This window comes from Chitinophagales bacterium (assembly GCA_020636495.1).
Classification (GTDB): domain Bacteria; phylum Bacteroidota; class Bacteroidia; order Chitinophagales; family Chitinophagaceae; genus UBA5543.
The window spans coordinates 3001061-3018508 of the sequence record JACJXQ010000008.1; the positions used below are offsets into that span (position 1 = coordinate 3001061).

The 17448-nt window shown below is 44.2% G+C and carries 13 protein-coding genes; 2 read left to right on the forward strand and 11 right to left on the reverse strand.

Annotated features, from left to right (window positions below; translation table 11 throughout):
• Positions 1 to 44: 44 nt before the first annotated feature.
• The 3 genes from H6550_13390 to H6550_13400 form a co-directional block, all read right to left on the reverse strand.
• The gene (locus tag H6550_13390) at positions 45 to 2225 is read right to left on the reverse strand and encodes an OmpA family protein (protein ID MCB9047121.1); all 2181 of its coding nucleotides are present in this window, start codon (positions 2223 to 2225) and stop codon (positions 45 to 47) included.
• A gap of 105 nt (positions 2226 to 2330) precedes the next feature.
• On the reverse strand, positions 2331 to 2915 hold the full coding sequence (locus tag H6550_13395) for a type IX secretion system membrane protein PorP/SprF (GenBank protein MCB9047122.1): 585 nt from the start codon (positions 2913 to 2915) through the stop codon (positions 2331 to 2333).
• 168 nt (positions 2916 to 3083) lie between these two features.
• Positions 3084 to 3386, reverse strand: coding sequence for a type IX secretion system membrane protein PorP/SprF (locus H6550_13400; protein ID MCB9047123.1), 303 nt, complete (start codon positions 3384 to 3386; stop codon positions 3084 to 3086).
• Between the two features lie 428 nt (positions 3387 to 3814).
• On the opposite strand from H6550_13400, the gene H6550_13405 reads away from it, so the two are divergent.
• Positions 3815 to 6379, forward strand: a complete 2565-nt coding sequence (locus H6550_13405) for a DNA translocase FtsK 4TM domain-containing protein (protein ID MCB9047124.1) — start codon at positions 3815 to 3817, stop codon at positions 6377 to 6379.
• A gap of 24 nt (positions 6380 to 6403) precedes the next feature.
• Here H6550_13405 and H6550_13410 read toward each other — a convergent pair whose 3' ends face one another.
• The 6 genes from H6550_13410 to H6550_13435 form a co-directional block, all read right to left on the reverse strand.
• Entirely contained in the window at positions 6404 to 7069 is a 666-nt protein-coding gene (locus tag H6550_13410) for a response regulator transcription factor (protein MCB9047125.1), read from the reverse strand.
• Between the two features lie 9 nt (positions 7070 to 7078).
• Entirely contained in the window at positions 7079 to 7819 is a 741-nt protein-coding gene (locus H6550_13415; protein MCB9047126.1) for a hypothetical protein, read from the reverse strand.
• Positions 7812 to 8435: a hypothetical protein gene (locus tag H6550_13420; protein MCB9047127.1), complete on the reverse strand. Its 624-nt coding sequence runs from the start codon at positions 8433 to 8435 to the stop codon at positions 7812 to 7814. Before H6550_13420 ends, H6550_13415 begins: the two co-directional genes overlap by 8 nt.
• Before the next feature lie 84 nt (positions 8436 to 8519).
• Entirely contained in the window at positions 8520 to 9482 is a 963-nt protein-coding gene (locus H6550_13425) for a hypothetical protein (protein ID MCB9047128.1), read from the reverse strand.
• 463 nt (positions 9483 to 9945) lie between these two features.
• Complete coding sequence (locus H6550_13430; GenBank protein MCB9047129.1) at positions 9946 to 10734, reverse strand: ABC transporter permease; 789 nt, start codon at positions 10732 to 10734, stop codon at positions 9946 to 9948.
• 3 nt (positions 10735 to 10737) lie between these two features.
• On the reverse strand, positions 10738 to 11637 hold the full coding sequence (locus H6550_13435; protein ID MCB9047130.1) for an ABC transporter ATP-binding protein: 900 nt from the start codon (positions 11635 to 11637) through the stop codon (positions 10738 to 10740).
• 361 nt (positions 11638 to 11998) lie between these two features.
• On the opposite strand from H6550_13435, the gene H6550_13440 reads away from it, so the two are divergent.
• On the forward strand, positions 11999 to 12718 hold the full coding sequence (locus tag H6550_13440; GenBank protein MCB9047131.1) for a class I SAM-dependent methyltransferase: 720 nt from the start codon (positions 11999 to 12001) through the stop codon (positions 12716 to 12718).
• A gap of 101 nt (positions 12719 to 12819) precedes the next feature.
• Here the strand turns inward: H6550_13440 and H6550_13445 are convergent, their stop codons facing one another.
• Together H6550_13445 and H6550_13450 are read right to left on the reverse strand one after the other, a co-directional pair.
• On the reverse strand, positions 12820 to 14256 hold the full coding sequence (locus H6550_13445; protein ID MCB9047132.1) for a TolC family protein: 1437 nt from the start codon (positions 14254 to 14256) through the stop codon (positions 12820 to 12822).
• Positions 14249 to 17446 carry an efflux RND transporter permease subunit gene (locus H6550_13450; protein MCB9047133.1) on the reverse strand — a complete coding sequence of 1066 codons (3198 nt, stop codon included), beginning with the start codon at positions 17444 to 17446 and terminating at the stop codon, positions 14249 to 14251. Before H6550_13450 ends, H6550_13445 begins: the two co-directional genes overlap by 8 nt.
• Positions 17447 to 17448: the final 2 nt, after the last annotated feature.

Below are 17448 nucleotides of genomic sequence, written 5' to 3' on the forward strand. Positions count from 1 at the left end.
TTAAAAGCACAGCCCCTTTGTTTATTGCTCTGTTATAGTCAATACTATTTGTTGACCCTGCTACCAGGGTTACCCATTTCTGATTCAGAATCAGACTCGTAGTCTTCGTTCATGCTCTCGTCCATCTGCAGGTTTTTAGACTGTTGGTCCATATTACCTGGCTTAGCACTGTTGTACAGTACACGGCGAGTTGGCACATCTGATACGATACGCAGTTCGGTACGGCGGTTAGCGGCACGCCCTGCAGGGTTATCTTTACCATTTGTTGTGTTAGGTGCAGCTGGCATTGACTCACCAAATCCTTTAGCGGTCAGGCGGTTTTGCTCAATACCTGCGTTTACCAGGTAGTTAACAACGGCCTCAGCACGACGCAGAGAAAGCTTTTTATTATACTCTTCGTTACCCTTAGCATCCGCAAATGAGTATATCTCAACTGTAAATGCAGGATTGTCTGTCAGGAATTGAACCAGTGAGTCCAGAGAAGCAACAGACTCTGCTTTCAAAGCATCTTTGTCATAGTCATAATAGATGTTGCTTACAGAAAATGTATATCTCGGTGTAACCTCGTCCATATATATGGTCAGTTCTACTGTATTGTCCGGATCTGTACGCTTTACTTCCATTGTATTTACTGAAGCCCTTGTAGAAGCATATTGCTCTTTATCGGCTGTCAGTGCATATGAATGACCACGACTCATGTTAAACAGGAAGTTACCATCTTCAGAGTCAAAGGTTTTCATATCACCTGACTCATCCACCATTTTAACAACCACTTCCTCAATAGGTTCTTGAGTTTCGCGGTTAACCACTGTACCTCTTACATACAGTTTAGGCTCATACTGAATACGCCAGATGTCATCACAACATGTTGGGTTTTTCAAAGCCATGGCACCAACACGGTTAGAGACAACGTATGCATCAGGTTTGCCCAACGGATCCCTTACGTAGTAAAGTTCGTCGGCAGATGTGTTGATAGGATAACCCAAGTTGGTCAAGTTGGTATAACGAGACGGGCCACCTACTGCTGAGAAGATATCAAAACCACCCATGGTTACCCAACCGTCAGAAGCGAAGTAAAGCTTGTTCTCGCGGCTATCGTAATATGGAGTTTGTTCGTTTTGAGGAGTGTTGATCTGCTTACCTGCGTTTTGAGGACGACGGTAAGTACCACGGCGAGGATCGATAACCGAATACCAGATATCATATCCACCACGGCTTTGTAGCGTACGGTTTGAAGCGAAGAACAATACTTCTTTCTTACCTACTTTCGCTACCCAAGGTTGAGTGTTTGAAGGACCATCGTTGATACCTTCGCCAAGCTCTTCAGCATCTTCCCATCCTTTTTCACCGAACTTGGATACATATATCTTACACTCTACAGACATAGAGTCGCCTTCTTTACACTTGGTAAAGTAGAAACGCTCACCACCCGGGCTGTAACAACCGTTACTGATGTGTACTTTATCGGAGTTGAAGTCACCGTCTTTGAAAGGCAAAGGCCATTGGAAAGAGTCAACTTCGCTCGTGTATTTTTGTTTGGTAGACGTCATGAAGCGAGACATGTAATCTCCACGCTTCTTCTTATCCACTTCTATCAGGTCGTTCTGACGCATGGTAGAGAACAACAACGCAGTATCACCCAATGGTAGAGGTGCAGACTCAGTGTATGCACTGTTTACGTTAGGACCTGCATTCTTAACCGTTACGGCCTCAGGATTCATCATTGAATTCATTGCCACGTTACAACCTTCTATCTCACGTAGAGAGCGCTTTTTCAGCGGCTTGAACGTTTTCGGGTTGTCAGCTATGAACTTGTTGAAAGCCTCGATGGACTCGTTGTAGTTACCTGCTTTTTTCAACATCATCGCTTCTTTGAACTTAGCTTCAGGATAAAGCTTGGAAGCGGCGTTGTATACTTCACCATAGTAGTGTGCGGCAGGCACGTAGTCACGTGTCATCCAATAACACTCAGCCAACTGGTAAGTCAAATATGGATTACGAGGCTGTTCTTCCTTCAGCTGTAGATAATAATCTGCAGCGTTGAAGTAACTACCCTCTTTGTATAATCCGTCTGCCCATCTCAATTTCTTGTAATACGGCAACTTAGAAACGGGATCATCTGCCTTGTTTCTGTATTTGTCCTTGCGTTGTTGCTGAGCATTCGCGTCAATGTTTACTGTTACGAGTATCGTCGCAAGTAGCAGAAGCAGCCAATTTTTTCTCATGTGCATGCGCATTGTTAATGGGTATAAAAATATAAATTGGTTTAAAAAAAAGAAAGGGCTATTGAAAATATTTTTGCCCTTTCTTCTTATTAGTTCAAAATATCATTAGAAGCGAGAACATGGGTAGATGAGTTTACGCGCAAAATCAAGCGGATCAGGGGCGATCCAAGTAAGCGCGATCTCAAAGCCACCGGTGCTCTTAGCAGCGTTTTTCAAGCTCGAAACGGTATAATCATATGCCAATCCCAAACGGAACCCTTTGAATTCCAGACCGGCAGAAACCATCATTGCATCGTCGAAACGGTACCAACCGCCCAAGAATACCGCTGTAGTATAGGTACGGAACTCAGGATCACCCACAATCAGGTGAAATTCGTTACCTGCAACCATTTCTGTGGCATTTGCCTGAGATTGGTACAAGAATGCAGGGCGCAAGCTCAATTTGTCGCTCACATACGCTATTGCACCTATCTGTGCATTGTAGCGCATACCCAAACCTACGTCAGCAAGATCTTCTCTTCTGTCGAAAGTTTCCAAAGGCTGGTTGATATTGTTGGCACCCAAACCTATAACATAAGAGAAATTCTCTCCTGCGGCGTGAGCCCAGCTAAGACCTGCGTTGAACAGGAAGTAATCTACTTTATTATTCAGCGTATTGGTTGTAGAACCCGGCTGAAACTGGCCATCGATGAAATATCATCATCAAAATACAGTTTGCTCAGGTCGAAACTTTTTTGAGTATAACCACCCTGAAACCAACAGACAATGATGTCTTATCGTTTGAACCTAAGAACTTGGTATAAGCAACAGACGCCAAGTGCTGACAGGTTAGTAAGTCCTGCATCATAAGCCTTGTCGTTATACAACTGTATACCTGCTGACAAGTAGTCGTCTGTGGTCAAATTCATGCACCATCGGCGCGTCCACTGATATCGCAATAGTTTTGAAGGGCACTGTAACGCTCCTCCACTGATCGCGATATATCGCTGAAGCACGCATCTTACCGTCAAAGTTACCTGTAAAGGCAGGGTTAAGAATCAGTGGCGCCGCATTGAACTGCGTAAAGTGAACGTCCTGTGCTTGCACATGCTGTGTACCCTGCATGGTAAACGCTAATGCAACTGCGAGACTTACACGACTAATGGTTCTTTTACTGATCATGATATGTTATCCTTAAGAGTGTAATTTTTATAAAAATATATTTTACTAACCACGTTTGCAACACTATTTACATTACCTGTAATAAATACATGCAAAAATGTTAGCAAAGGCATCAAAAATACCAGTTCTCAACGGCTGAAAATACGGAAATATTTCAAAGTTGCAATGCCTCAACCTATTATTTTTGAACGTATAAAGGTTTCATAGCATATTGAAAACCCGTTTATTGCCTTGCGAACACCTTGTTTAATGTAATGATAAAAGACAGCACTCCCCTGCAAATGGTTGGCTTCGCCCTTGTCTTAATTAATATCCGGCAGTTAATAGCCGGGCCAACACATTACACATTAACCTAATTTTTATTTTCTATCACTCGCCCGGTTCGCACTACTACTATAAAATATTACTTTTGTCTTTCGCTGACCCATATGGCAACAACCAAAAAAAATACTCCAAAAACCAAAGCAGACAGGTCGCAGGAACCTGTCGCTGACACGATCAGCCGCCGTAAACAGGTAAAACTGGGTACAGGCATTGCTTTATTGCTGGTAGGCACTTTCATCTGTTTCTCAATTATCAGTTATTGCTTCACCTGGCAGGTAGACCAGGACAAGGTACTCTCCGGCGAGGGCTGGATGGCATTGCTGAAAAGCAGGCAAACTGTTGCCAATTGGGGAGGACGCATAGGTGCCGTCATCTCACATATAATGGTATACGAGTGGGCAGGCATTGCCTCTCTGGCTATCGGCTTATGGATTGCCGCTATAGGCCTTGGAATGCTGTACGGCAAACGTATAATACCCGTTACACGCTACCTGCGCTGGTTATCTCTACTGATACTGGTAGTAGCGCCTGTACTTACTTATGTAATGCCTGATGCAGCTTTCTCATTTGGCGGTGCCTGGGGCAACGAAGCTATAAGCTATATGAACGGCTTCTTCGGCCACATCGGCACTGGCTTGATACTCTTTGCTATTGTATGCTTTTTCCTGTTCGTTGTTTTTGCACTGGACATATCTCCCGTTCTGCGCAGAGCCAGGAAAACTGCACAGAAAATGGCTGATGTAGCATCGACCATGGCAACTGCACAAAAAGAAAAGATAGAAGCTGCGCGTGCTGAACGCCAAAACAACAGCGAAGAAGAGAACAATACATTTACCACCGAAAACACTAATTACGGCAACGACAACATAAAACCTCTTGCTGCTATTGATGATGAGGACGAACCGGAGGAAGAGTGGGACATGCAACTGGTAGATAAAAGTACACATACACCTACTATCAACGATATGTATGCTGCCAAACAAGAGGAACCCGAACCGGCTGTTGAAGAAGAACAGTTAGAAGAGCCTATAGAACTGGCTCCGGAACCTGCACCTAAACCGGCTCCTAAACCAAAACCCGAAGAGGAATTCTCATTCGAGGTAACTAAACATGAAGATGAACGCGTAATACCCACACATGGCGGGCATATCAGTATTGCTGATAATGAGAAATATGCTCCTGAACTGGATCTGCCTGATTATAAATTCCCTACGCTAGACCTGTTGGAAGAGCGCAGCAGCGAAACCATCATACTGGACAAAGACGAACTGGAACAGAACAAGAACCAGATCATCAATACACTAAAGAGCTTTGGTATCGAGATACAGCGTATCAGCGCAACGGTAGGGCCTACTGTAACTTTATACGAAATTGTACCTGCCGAGGGTGTGCGTATATCCAAAATACGCAACCTGGAAGATGATATAGCACTGAACCTTGCAGCACTCGGCATACGTATCATAGCACCCATACCGGGGCGTGGAACCATAGGTATAGAAGTACCGAATGCCAACAAGCAAACGGTAACCATACGCACCCTACTGTCGAGCGAGAAGTTCGTGAAAACGAAGATGAGCTTGCCGATAGCTTTGGGTAAGAAAATAGACAACGAAAACTACATCGTAGACCTCGCCACAATGCCGCACTTGTTGATGGCGGGTGCAACAGGCCAAGGTAAGTCGGTAGGTATCAACACCATATTGGTATCGCTGCTGTACAAGAAGCACCCGTCGCAACTGAAGTTTGTGATGGTGGACCCTAAGAAGGTGGAGCTGTCCATATATCGTGTGATAGAAAAACACTTCCTCGCCAAACTACCCGACGAAGAAGAAGCCATCATCACCGACACCAAAAAGGTGATCAATACACTCAACGCATTGTGTATTGAGATGGACAACCGCTACGAATTGTTGAAAGACGCTGGCGCAAGAAACATCAAAGAATACAACGACAAATTCATACGCCGTAGGCTCAACCCCGAGAACGGGCACGACTATCTACCGTTCATCGTATTGGTGATAGACGAGTTTGCCGACCTGATGATGACTGCGGGCAAAGAGGTGGAGATGCCGATAGCCCGATTGGCACAATTGGCACGTGCGGTAGGTATACACCTCATCATAGCCACGCAGCGCCCGAGTGTGAATGTGATTACCGGTACTATCAAGGCCAACTTCCCGGCGCGTATCGCCTTTAAGGTTTCTGCGAAGGTGGATTCTCGTACCATCTTAGATGCGGGCGGTGCCGAGCAGTTGATAGGTCGTGGAGACATGCTCATATCGCACGGTAGCGAACTGTTGCGTTTGCAGTGTGCCTTTGTGGACACACCTGAAGTAGACAATGTGACAGAGTTCATCGGCGATCAACGTGGTTACCTTACTGCTTTCGAACTGCCTGAATACGAAGGCGAAGAGAACGAAAAAGAGAAAAATGTAGACCTGACCAACCGCGATAAACTGTTTGAGGAATGCGCACGAACAGTAGTACAAACACAATCAGGTTCCACGTCCATGCTGCAACGCCGTTTCAACCTGGGTTACAACCGTGCAGGACGCATCATGGACCAACTGGAGGCTGCCGACATTGTAGGACCGGCAGTAGGCAGCAAACCTCGCGATGTAAAAGTGCACACAGAAGCAGATCTTGAGGAACTGCTCAACAGTATATGATCCTTTGGTGACAACAGAACATATCTATGCCGTCAATCCGTCTACCAGGCGGTATTTGAATGCAAAAAGCACTACCCCTGTTTTCGATTTGATATTAAATTTTTCGAACAGCGACTTTCGGTAACCGTCCACAGTGCGCACATGTACGCCTAGCTTATCGCCTATCTGTTCATAAGTATATTCCTGCTCGTCGCATACCAGTTGCAGAAATTCCAGTTCTCTTTTAGTAAGCTGGGACAATATCATGTCCCTTTCGCCATGGCTGTTTTGTTTGTTCATGGATAAAGCTTTTACAAGTAATTCATTGTGATAATAGCCCGTATGTACTATGTCTTCTATTGCTTGCTGCAATTCATCGGGCGAACAGTTTTTGGGCAGATAGCCGCGCACCCCCAGCCTGAAAAGCTCTATAATACTTTCTTCGGTGGTATCCAGTGTTAGTATCAGTACAGGGAGAGTAATATCATGTTCCTTGAAGTATTCCATCACTTGTTTGCCGTCCATTACAGGCATGGCAATGTCCAGTATTATCATGTCAGGTGGTGGAGAAAACGGCATGGCGTCAACCAGTTCTTTGCCCGATGAAAATTCGGCTGTTATCAGGTGATCGCCCAGGCACTCGATCAGTTCTTTTAATCCTTTGCGCACAACGGTGTGATCGTCTGCAAGGTAAATAGAGGTGGAAGACATGGCTCTATGCTAAAGTTGTTTCAGCATAAATATACAACCTTTCCCAACAGATGAAACTATTTTACATGTTAAACCTGCAAGTTTTGCACGTTTCTGTATGTTGCTTAATCCCATCCCTTTACCTATTGGACCTTCTGTGTCAAAACCATGTCCGTTATCCCTTACCTCCAGCAAAAAAGGGCTCCCATTCAGCCTGATCTGCACTTCTGTAGCACCTGAATGTTTCATCACATTATTCATCATTTCCTGGAATACACGGAACACTAATAGCTGCATGTCTTTCGAAAGGTGGATATCCGTACCATCATCTACTCTTACCAGGCCGAATTTCTCCAGCTTTTTCAGTCGTTCTGTTTCCTGGGCGATATTATTTCTCAGCCCGTTGTCCTGCACCATATCACTGTTCAGCCCCCGGGCAAGCGTCTTTACCTGTTCTATCGTATCGTTTAGGGTCTCACTAACGGGTTGCAGCAAGGGCGACACCTCGGGGTGTTTCACCTGTCCCTTTTTCAATTGCAGGTGCATCACGGTCAGCATTTGTCCGATGTTGTCATGCAGCTCCTGCGATACATTGGTCAGCAATTGCTCCTGCACTTCCTGTTCTACTGCACGCAGTTCTTTTTCAAATTCTACTTCACGTTTTACACGTTGGCGGTTGGCTATTATAATTATGATGGCGATACCTGCTATCAGCAGCAGGATGATGAGCGTGGTAAAGATGATGATCAGGAATATATCGTGCTCATTCATGAATAGTCCGTTTATCAGTTTTTACAGGCGTTGAAATATAAAACACATAGGCAACAAAAAGGTACCTGGTTATTTCCAGGGCAAAGTTGATATTAAATAATTGCTTCGACAATTTCGGAAAGTTCGCATTCAACATATTCAAAAAACCAAACAAGGGAATCTGCCCACAGTAAAACACAATAACTGAAATGCTTATAACATAATTCACTAAGCGGGCATCTTTATCTCCTCGAGAACGTATGGTGTCAAAAATTACATTCAGGAACAACGAAACTATGACTGCGCAACCAAACAAGTACGACCTGTGAGCAAATATTTGTGTACCCGAATTTATTACCTGGTGTAGCCACAGTGACAAATAGCTCACCACAAGTGTCAGCACTACAAGTTGCTCTGACCTGCGCTTATTACTGAGAGTATACCATATGGCCAACATGGTTGCAAAATCTGCTATTATGTATACGTTATGAAACCAATTACTGTTATGAAATACAAGTGCAACAATATAACCTCCCACTTCTGCCATCAGCGCCAACACCACTTGCAACAAGAGCAATCTATAGAGTGTACTATACCTGCCTGGCTTTAGCAGGCCAACCAGGATAGCAAACGTCATTACAGCCGAAGTAAGCAAAATATTGTACACGTAATAAAAATAGATATTTAGTACGTGTAGTTGTATATCAGTCCTGTAAAGTAATTATTTACAAGGATACATAACTGACGGACAATTAGGTGGACATAAGGAACCCAGGTTTGCAGCCCTTCCTTTAAAATAAGTGTCAACCAGGATATTTATCTCACTATTTGACCTGTCTGTAAAGCTTACACGCTTGTTATCGAACACCGGTTCAATGTATATGTCGTGTTTTTTAATGCCCGCTTCCTGTACATTATGAAAACGGACCCCTGTGACACTTAATAATGAAAAATCTTTATAAAGCATTTTATCTTCAAGCACCTTATTAAAACTTGTTATGGCACTTTGATTTTGAAGGATCAATTCTTCGATCTCGGCGATAGGGTAAATAATAGCAGCAGGATCGCTTGTAGCGCCCTGGTAATCTACCACAACAGGCGTATATGCCCCACCAATAGCATCCCTTTTATTCATATATGCTGAATAATTGGATAGATAACCCGAGATCTTAGTGAAATCGTCCAGCGTATTTAAACTGCCATCCGCATTCAGGGTGTAATAGTTGGTGGCAGAATCTTCTACTACCGTATAATGCCAGCTGGTTGCAGTAGAGTTACCATTCAACTCTAGAAGCACAGGTTTATATATAAGAAATATGTTGTTTGCATCCGTATTTACTCCGTAATATAATTTCACGCCTGCCTGGTTGTCGCCGGTTGCACCGGCAGCATTTTTTATCGTAGTCACTACCCCTGCATCAATAGATTCGTCCAGGTTTATGGTCAGATCGTCCATACTTACAGTAGTCCCGTTCTTGATCAACGCATATCTTTGCTTAAACAACGATCTGTGACTGTCTAAAACCGACGGGAGCTTTTCATAACCGGAAAAATTTAGCTGAGTGCAGGCTAAAGCAGCCTTCTCTTCGCCTTTTTTATCCTCACCGCAACTGTTACAGCCGGACAACAAAATAACCAATGCACCGAATAAACTTACTGCTACTACCTGAAAGTATTTGTTCATGATCATCATAATTAGCTTTTTGCAAATATTACAACTTCGAAACATACTTGCAACTCTACGCGTATATGAAAATTCACGTATTGCAGACCTGAAAAAAACAAGCTTCCACGTTCCCGATGAGACCTTTCTTAGCCGTAAACCTAACCTGCCAACCCGGATTCTTAAGGTAAATTTCATTTGTTTAAAATAACAATTTTACGTATATTTATACTATTCAGCCAATTGGCTGAATAGTGCTCTTTGACATCATGGAAACATAAAATTGCAGGTTACTTAACAACCTAACGTAGTGAGCTCGTTAAGGTCAAAATAATCATGATTCACTTAACAACACTTAACAAAAATCCGCCCTCCTGTTCTTAGGATGGGGCGAGCACCTCAACGGAGTGCGAGCCGATCTGGGTGGTTGACCTGCGAAAAACAACACACCCGGGCACCCCTAATAAAACGATACAAAATGGCCTTATTTCTTCTGATCGGCATACCTCCAATATAATACTGTCGCAAAGTACCCGGCAATACTCATCAGTACCAATATGCAGTAGCTCAGCCCGTTCAATTGCTCTTTATAGTCGCCCCCGGAACCACTATACAGCCCCGGCACCGACCAGGGAAAATATGCACCATATCCCGCAGCACCAATCACCTGGGCAAATACCAGCGTAAGTGCCACAAAACCCAGCGGTGCCATATACCCCCTGCCCCATATGGCAAACAAAGCTATCGGGCTACCTATAATAATGGTCATAACGCCTGTAAGCCAATAGGTACTCATATCAGCTGCCAGCCAATTCGTGTCTGTTAACGGTAGTTGCAAAGCCAGACCTATCAGCAAGCCCACCAGCAGGTTAGATACAGCCAGCAGTACACACCACAGCAGATACACGGCAAACTTGGCATTCAGTATGCTCGTTTTTGAAGCTGGCAAGGAGAAAAGGTCTTTGGCAGTACCATCTGTGTACTCCCTGCCAAACAGCCAGCTGGCCACAAAGCCAAATATAAGTACACCGCCTACTCCTATAGCCTGTGTTAATATATTTAGGTAAGACCGCCAGTCTGCGGCCATACCCATCATCTTTATTTTGGCATTAAGCGAGCCTGTATTAGCCATAGCATCAGGGTTACGCATAATAAGCAGAAAGACGCCCCCCATAAGCGGTGCCAGCGCAAAAGCAATAAAGGTCACCCAAACAATACGTGAGTGTTTCAGCTTCAGGAATTCTGCCTTCAGTGCATGTAGTTGTTCTTTCATAGCTTAACTTCTGATAGTACGTAAGAAAAACATTTCCAGGTCTTCGGTATGTTCAAATACTTTCCGGGGTGGTAGTGCACTGTCGGAAAGCATGGCTGTAATACTTTCCGGAGTTGAGAGGGATCGTTTATCGGTCAGTTCAACATCTCCCTCTGTATTCATATGGGGCTCAAAACCGGATCGTTTCAGCAACTCAACAGCCTTTATATTATCAGTAGTATTTATCAATAGCTTGCGTTGCACCTGTTGCGACAACTCCTCACAGGTCAGCTCCTTCACCATACTACCCTTATGGATAATACCTATACGATCAGCCAGCCTGGCTATCTCGCCCAGTATGTGGCTTGATAAGAATATCGTTGTACCACCTTGTGCCAATTCTTTCAGCAACTCCCGTACCTCTACGATACCTTCGGGGTCCAACCCATTAACGGGTTCATCCAGTATCAGTAAACGCGGGTTATGCATCAAAGCCTTGGCCAGCCCAAGCCGCTGTTGGTTGCCCAGCGACAATACCTTGGCCTTTTTATCCCTATACTGAGTCAGTTTCAACTTACAGATCACTTCGTCGATCAAACCCGGCTCTTTCAGTATACGATATTGGTAATATACCTGCAGGTTCTCGGCAACGGTCAGTTCGGGATAGGAATATGGAGTTTCTACCAGGTAACCTACATCGTTCCAGTTCTTAAAGCTGCGGTTAAGTTCTTTACCCAACAATTGTATGTTCCCTTTATCAGGTTGTATCATACCCAGCAGCATACGTATCAGTGTAGTCTTGCCTGCTCCGTTCAGCCCGAGAAAGCCATATATCTCCCCTTGCCTTACACTGATAGATATATCATTGGCAGCAGGTGTATCTCCAAAGTATTTATAAAGTCCGGTAGTGTGTATTACATCCATGTGATAACATTACATACAAATAGAATACAACCTGGCAGACTGTACAAATAATCTTCAGCGAAACGGAAAGAATTTACACTCAAACGAGAAGTAACAATTATTTTTTATTTCAAATTAACACTATGAACAAGCCTGAAAAAGCTACCCTTGTCTATCAACCGAACATAAACAACTGAAAAACAACAATATAGAACTCATCCTATTGAATTAATAGCAATTTAATCAACCAGCTGCGACATACGGAGATGTAACATCATTTTTTCTTTCTCATTTCTCGTTTACCTTTACGCAGATTTTACAGCCACGATTATGCATGCAGGAATATACAACAACAGCTCAATAACAGATCAAAAATCATAATTTGAAAACGGAAACTTTAGAAAGGATCATTCCTGACCTGGTAGAAGCGAATGAAAGCACAGGTAGCGAAACTTTACAACTACACCTGGAGCGTTATACCTTCGCTAAAGACCACCTGGAAGGTGGCACTGTACTGGACTGTGCCTGCGGTGTAGGCTATGGCTCTTATCTTATGGCCGATAGTGGCAAGGTAGACCAAGTGATAGGTGTGGATATAGACGCAGAATCTGTAAACTATGCAAAAGACAGATACAAGCACGAAAAAACGACTTTCATCAACTCTGATGGAATGAAGTTTACCCACGATAAAAAGTTTGATGCCATTACAAGCCTTGAAACTATTGAACACGTTCCTGACCCAAAAGCCTTTATCGCTCATCTTAAGTCATTGCTCAAACCAGGTGGATTGCTGATAGGTTCTGTACCTACTACACCGTCTGTTGATGTTAACCCACACCACATTTCCGACTTCACAAAAGCTTCGTTCCGTAAAATGTTTACCGATCTGGGCTTTGAAGAGTTGGATGCGCAGATCCAAATTCAGAAGTTTTCATTATATAAGATCATCTTCAAAAAAGAAAAACGAGCTCAGAACATCCGTAAAGGATTGATAAATTACTACCTGAGTCACCCTGATGCATTCTTCAAAAGAATATTTGCCACGCTACGCTATGGCTATGCCAACCACTATATTACCATAGTGTGGAAATTGAAAGGATAACAAAAAAGCAAGCCACTCCATAAGAAGTGGCTTTTGTTTGTGTGTTTCATTTGATGTTTTGAACCTATTGCTATGTGATCACCCCTTATCGCATAACATTCTTACTTCCATCCACCACCTAAAGCGTGATAGACGTTAACCATCGCATTCATTTGTTGTCTTCTTGTCTCTACAAGCTCAAACTTAGCTTCCAGTGCATCTCGTTGTGTCAACAGCACCTCCATATAATCAGCCCTGGCTGATTTGAAGAGGTTGTTGGCGATATCTACTGATTCAGACAATGCCTGCACTTGCTTTGATTTCAGGCTGTAACTCTGTTCCAGGTTGTTGATATTTGCCAGTTGGTTGGCTACCTCTACGTACGCATTAATAAGTGTACGTTCGTAATTGTATACTGCCTGTATCTGTTTTGAATTGGCTGTATAATAAGCAGCCTTTATCGCATTTCGGTTAATGAGTGGCGCTGCCAGATCGCCAGCCAGAGAATATAGCAACGATTCCGGGCTTTTGATCAGGTAAGATGGATCAAATGCCCGATAACCCACACCTGCCGATATACCTAATGAAGGATAGAATTTAGCCCTGGCAACTTTCACATCCAGTTTTGCCGCAACCAAATCCTTTTCCGCTTGTCGGACATCCGGCCTGTTTTCCAACAACTGTGAAGGTATGCCTGCAGCAACAAGTGCCGGTTGCATTTCAACAAATGTCGCTGTGCTTCTCTTAATATGCTGCGGATACCTACCCAACAGGAAGTTGATCCGGTTTTCCGTTTCTGTTATTCTTTGTTGTATAGCATATTGCAGACTACGTGTATTCAATACCTGTGCCTCGAACCTGCGAACAGCAAGCTCTGTAACCCGTGCGGCCTGTTTCTGCAGCTTCACTATCTCAAATGCGTCATTCTGGATATCAATATTCCGCCTGACAATTGCCAACTGGTTGTCTAACGCCAACAACTCATAATAAGAGTTAGCTACTTCGGCTACGAGGTTAGTCACAACAAAGTTTTTACCCTCTATAGTAGCCAGGTAGCGGGATGCAGCTGCCTTCTTAGCATTGCGCAGTTTCTTCCAGATATCCACTTCCCAGTTGGCATACAATCCGAACATATAATCCTGCAGCGGATCCGGAGTTTCTTTTCCGGGTGCAATTTCCGTAGTTGCTTCGCTGGAACCCTTGCTCGTGTACCTGGCAGCTTTGTCTACCCCAGCACCGCCCTGAAAGTTGACAAATGGCAGGTATTCTCCTTTACGCGCTCTCACTTCATTACGGGCTATCTGTATTTCCTGCCAGGTAATATTCAATTCCTGGTTGTTTTGCAGTGCTGTATCTACCAGGTCAACAAGATACTGGTCAGTAAAAAAGTCTTTCCATTTTATGGCAGCTGTAGTAGATGTATCTGCATTACCCAGGCTGTAAGCACCCGGAATATTTTTTTCCGGGTCTTTGTTTATCTGTGTAGGGAGGCTGCACGCCGCTAAACTCAGCGACATGCATGCTACCCCTATGAATCCGTTAATTTTTCTATTACGCATTGTGGTCAATTTCATCCGTTAAAACAAGTTCATCTTCGTACTCTTCTTCTGACAAAGGCCGCTCATGCTCGTCCTTGATAAGTTTACGCCCATCGGCCAACGTACCAAATATGTAGTACAAACCCGGAACGATAATGACACCGAAAACAGTACCCAACAGCATACCTCCTGCCGCCGCTGTACCTATGGTACGGTTACCGATGGCTCCGGGGCCCGTAGCTACTACCAACGGTATCAAACCGGCAATAAACGCAAATGATGTCATCAATATCGGGCGGAAACGCACCTTAGCACCTTCTATAGCTGCATCCAGTATCGTAGAGCCTTGCTGGCGCTTCTGTATGGCAAATTCTACGATCAGCACAGCGTTTTTCCCTAATAGTCCAACAAGCATTATGAGCCCTATCTGCGCATAAATGTCATTGGCCAGCCCCATAACCTTGAGCATAAAAAATGCTCCGAAAACACCTGCGGGTAATGAGCAGATAACTGACAACGGAATGATAAAACTTTCATATTGTGCTGCCAGCACCAAATATACGAACCCGAGCACCACAAGGAAAATGTATAATGCTTCATTACCTCGCGACACCTCATCCTTAGCCAGACCCTGCCAGTCTATATCATAACCGCGAGGTAGTGTTTTTGCCACTTCCTGTATGGCCTTGATAGCCTCACCACTACTATACCCCGGTGCAGGCGAGCCATTAATGGCAGAAGAGGTGTACATATTATACCTTGTTATCTCATTCATACCTTGTGTCTTCTTCATGGTCATGAAAGAAGAGTATGGCACCATTTCGTCGTGATCATTCTTGACATACAGGTTCAATATATCTTCCGGAAGTCTCCTGTACTCCGGGGATGCCTGCACAAACACTTTATAGAAGCTACCGAAACGCACAAAACCTAATTCGTAAGTACTACCTATCAGAATCGATAGATTATCCATCGCCTTACCGATAGACACCCCTTTCTGCATAGCTATTTTATTGTCTATCTTAAGTTCATACTGAGGGTAGTTGGATGCGAAGAATGTAAACAGCCCGGTCAGCTCTTTACGCTTTCTCAGCTTTGCCATAAACTCATCGTTTATCTTACCGAAAGACTCATAATCACCGGAATTGGTCTTATCCAGCAAACGAAGCGAGAAACCGCCTGCAGCACCATAACCAGGTACCGCAGGGGGCTCAAAGAACTCAATCGTTGCACCCGGAATTTCTTTGGCCCTTTCTTCCAGTTCCTCAATGATCTGTGGTGCGGTATGTTCCCTTCTTGACCAGTCTTTCAGGTTAATAAGGCAGGTACCCGCATTAGAACCACGTCCTTCTGTCAACACCTCATATCCGGCCAATGAAGACACCGATTGTATTCCCTCTACATGTTCAGCTATTTGCTGCAACTTGCGCGAAATATCATTCGTCCTTTCCAATGTCGATCCGGGAGGTGTCTGGATAATAGCATATATCATACCCTGATCTTCTGCGGGAATGAAACCGGATGGCAGCACTTCGGTAGTAGCCCAGATACCGGCACAAAACACTATCAATAACCCAAATGTCAATACCCTTCTGTTTACGATCAGCCTTAAAAAACCTGCGTACTTGCCGGTTACCTTATCAAAACCTCGGTTGAAACTATCGATAAACCTGTTCATGATAGTTTTCTTCCTCGGCTGTCCATGTGTATTCTTCAATATCATAGCACATAATACAGGGGTAAGTGTCAGGGCTACAAGACCGGAAATAACAATAGCGGTAGCCATGGTTATCGCAAACTGCCTGTAGAATATACCAACCGGTCCTGTCATGAAAGAGACAGGAATGAATACTGCCGTCATCAACAGGGTAATGGCTATTACTGCTCCGCTTATTTCCCGCAACACTTTCTTGACCGCATTATATGGAGACAAATGTTCTTCTTCCATTTTGGCGTGGACCGCCTCAACGACGACTATCGCATCATCTACCACCACACCTATGGCCAATACAAGTGCGAACAATGTTATGAGGTTGATCGTGAGCCCGAATAGCTGCATAAAAATGAATGCACCTATCAACGATACCGGTACAGCCAACGTAGGTATCAGCGTGGAACGCCAGTCTCCGAGGAAGATAAACACCACTATTGCAACTAATACAAATGCCTCGAAAAGCGTATGTACCACTTTGTCGATGGACGCATCCAGGAAGTGCGATACGTCATAGCTGATCTCATAATCCATACCAGGAGGGAATGAGCTTTCCTTTATCTCCTCCAGTTTATCTTTAAGGCGTTCAATAACCTCGCTAGCGTTACTACCATAGTTCTGTTTCAAAACTATAGCCGCCGACGGGTGACCGTCCATATTCGAATATATATCGTAGAACTCACTACCTAGTTCCACATCAGCAATATCTTTCAGATAGAGAATCTCCCCATCCGGGTTTGCACGGATAATCACATTCTTATACTGCTCGGGTTCATTATATCGTCCCTGGTATGTTAGTACATACTCGAGAGCCTGAGAACGCTGACCATCACTTCTACCTATCCTACCCGGAGAGCCGATCACACTTTGTTCTCCCAGTGCGGTCATTACCTCATCAGTAGATACATTATATGCCCGCATCCTGTCAGGCTTCAGCCATATACGCATGGCAAAGTTCCTGCTACCAAGTATCTGTGCAAATGCAACTCCATTTACCCTTTGCAGCTCTCGCAACAGGTTAACACTGGCAAAGTTGTACAGGAATTTTTCGTTGGCGAGCGTGTCTTTACTATACAGGTTTACATACATCAGCATGTTGGGCTGAATACGGTTTACGATTATACCCTCACGCTGCACCAATGGCGGCAGCCTGTTGATCACCTGTTCAATACGATTCTTTACGTTAACGACCGCAATATTAGGGTCGGCATCAAGGTTAAATACTACCTGTATCGTTGCTTCACCTGCACTGGTGGCATCCGACGTCATATACCTCATACCCGGAACACCATTGATGGATTTTTCCAGCGGAATGAGTACAGAGTTCACCAATACATTCGCACTGGCTCCCGGGTAAGCAATACTTACTACTACCATAGGAGGTGCAATGGATGGGAATTGTGATTTGGGCAGACTGACCATGCCCAGTATACCCATAAATATTATGACGAGCGATATCGAGATAGCAAGTACCGGCCTATGTATGAATTTGCTAAACATCT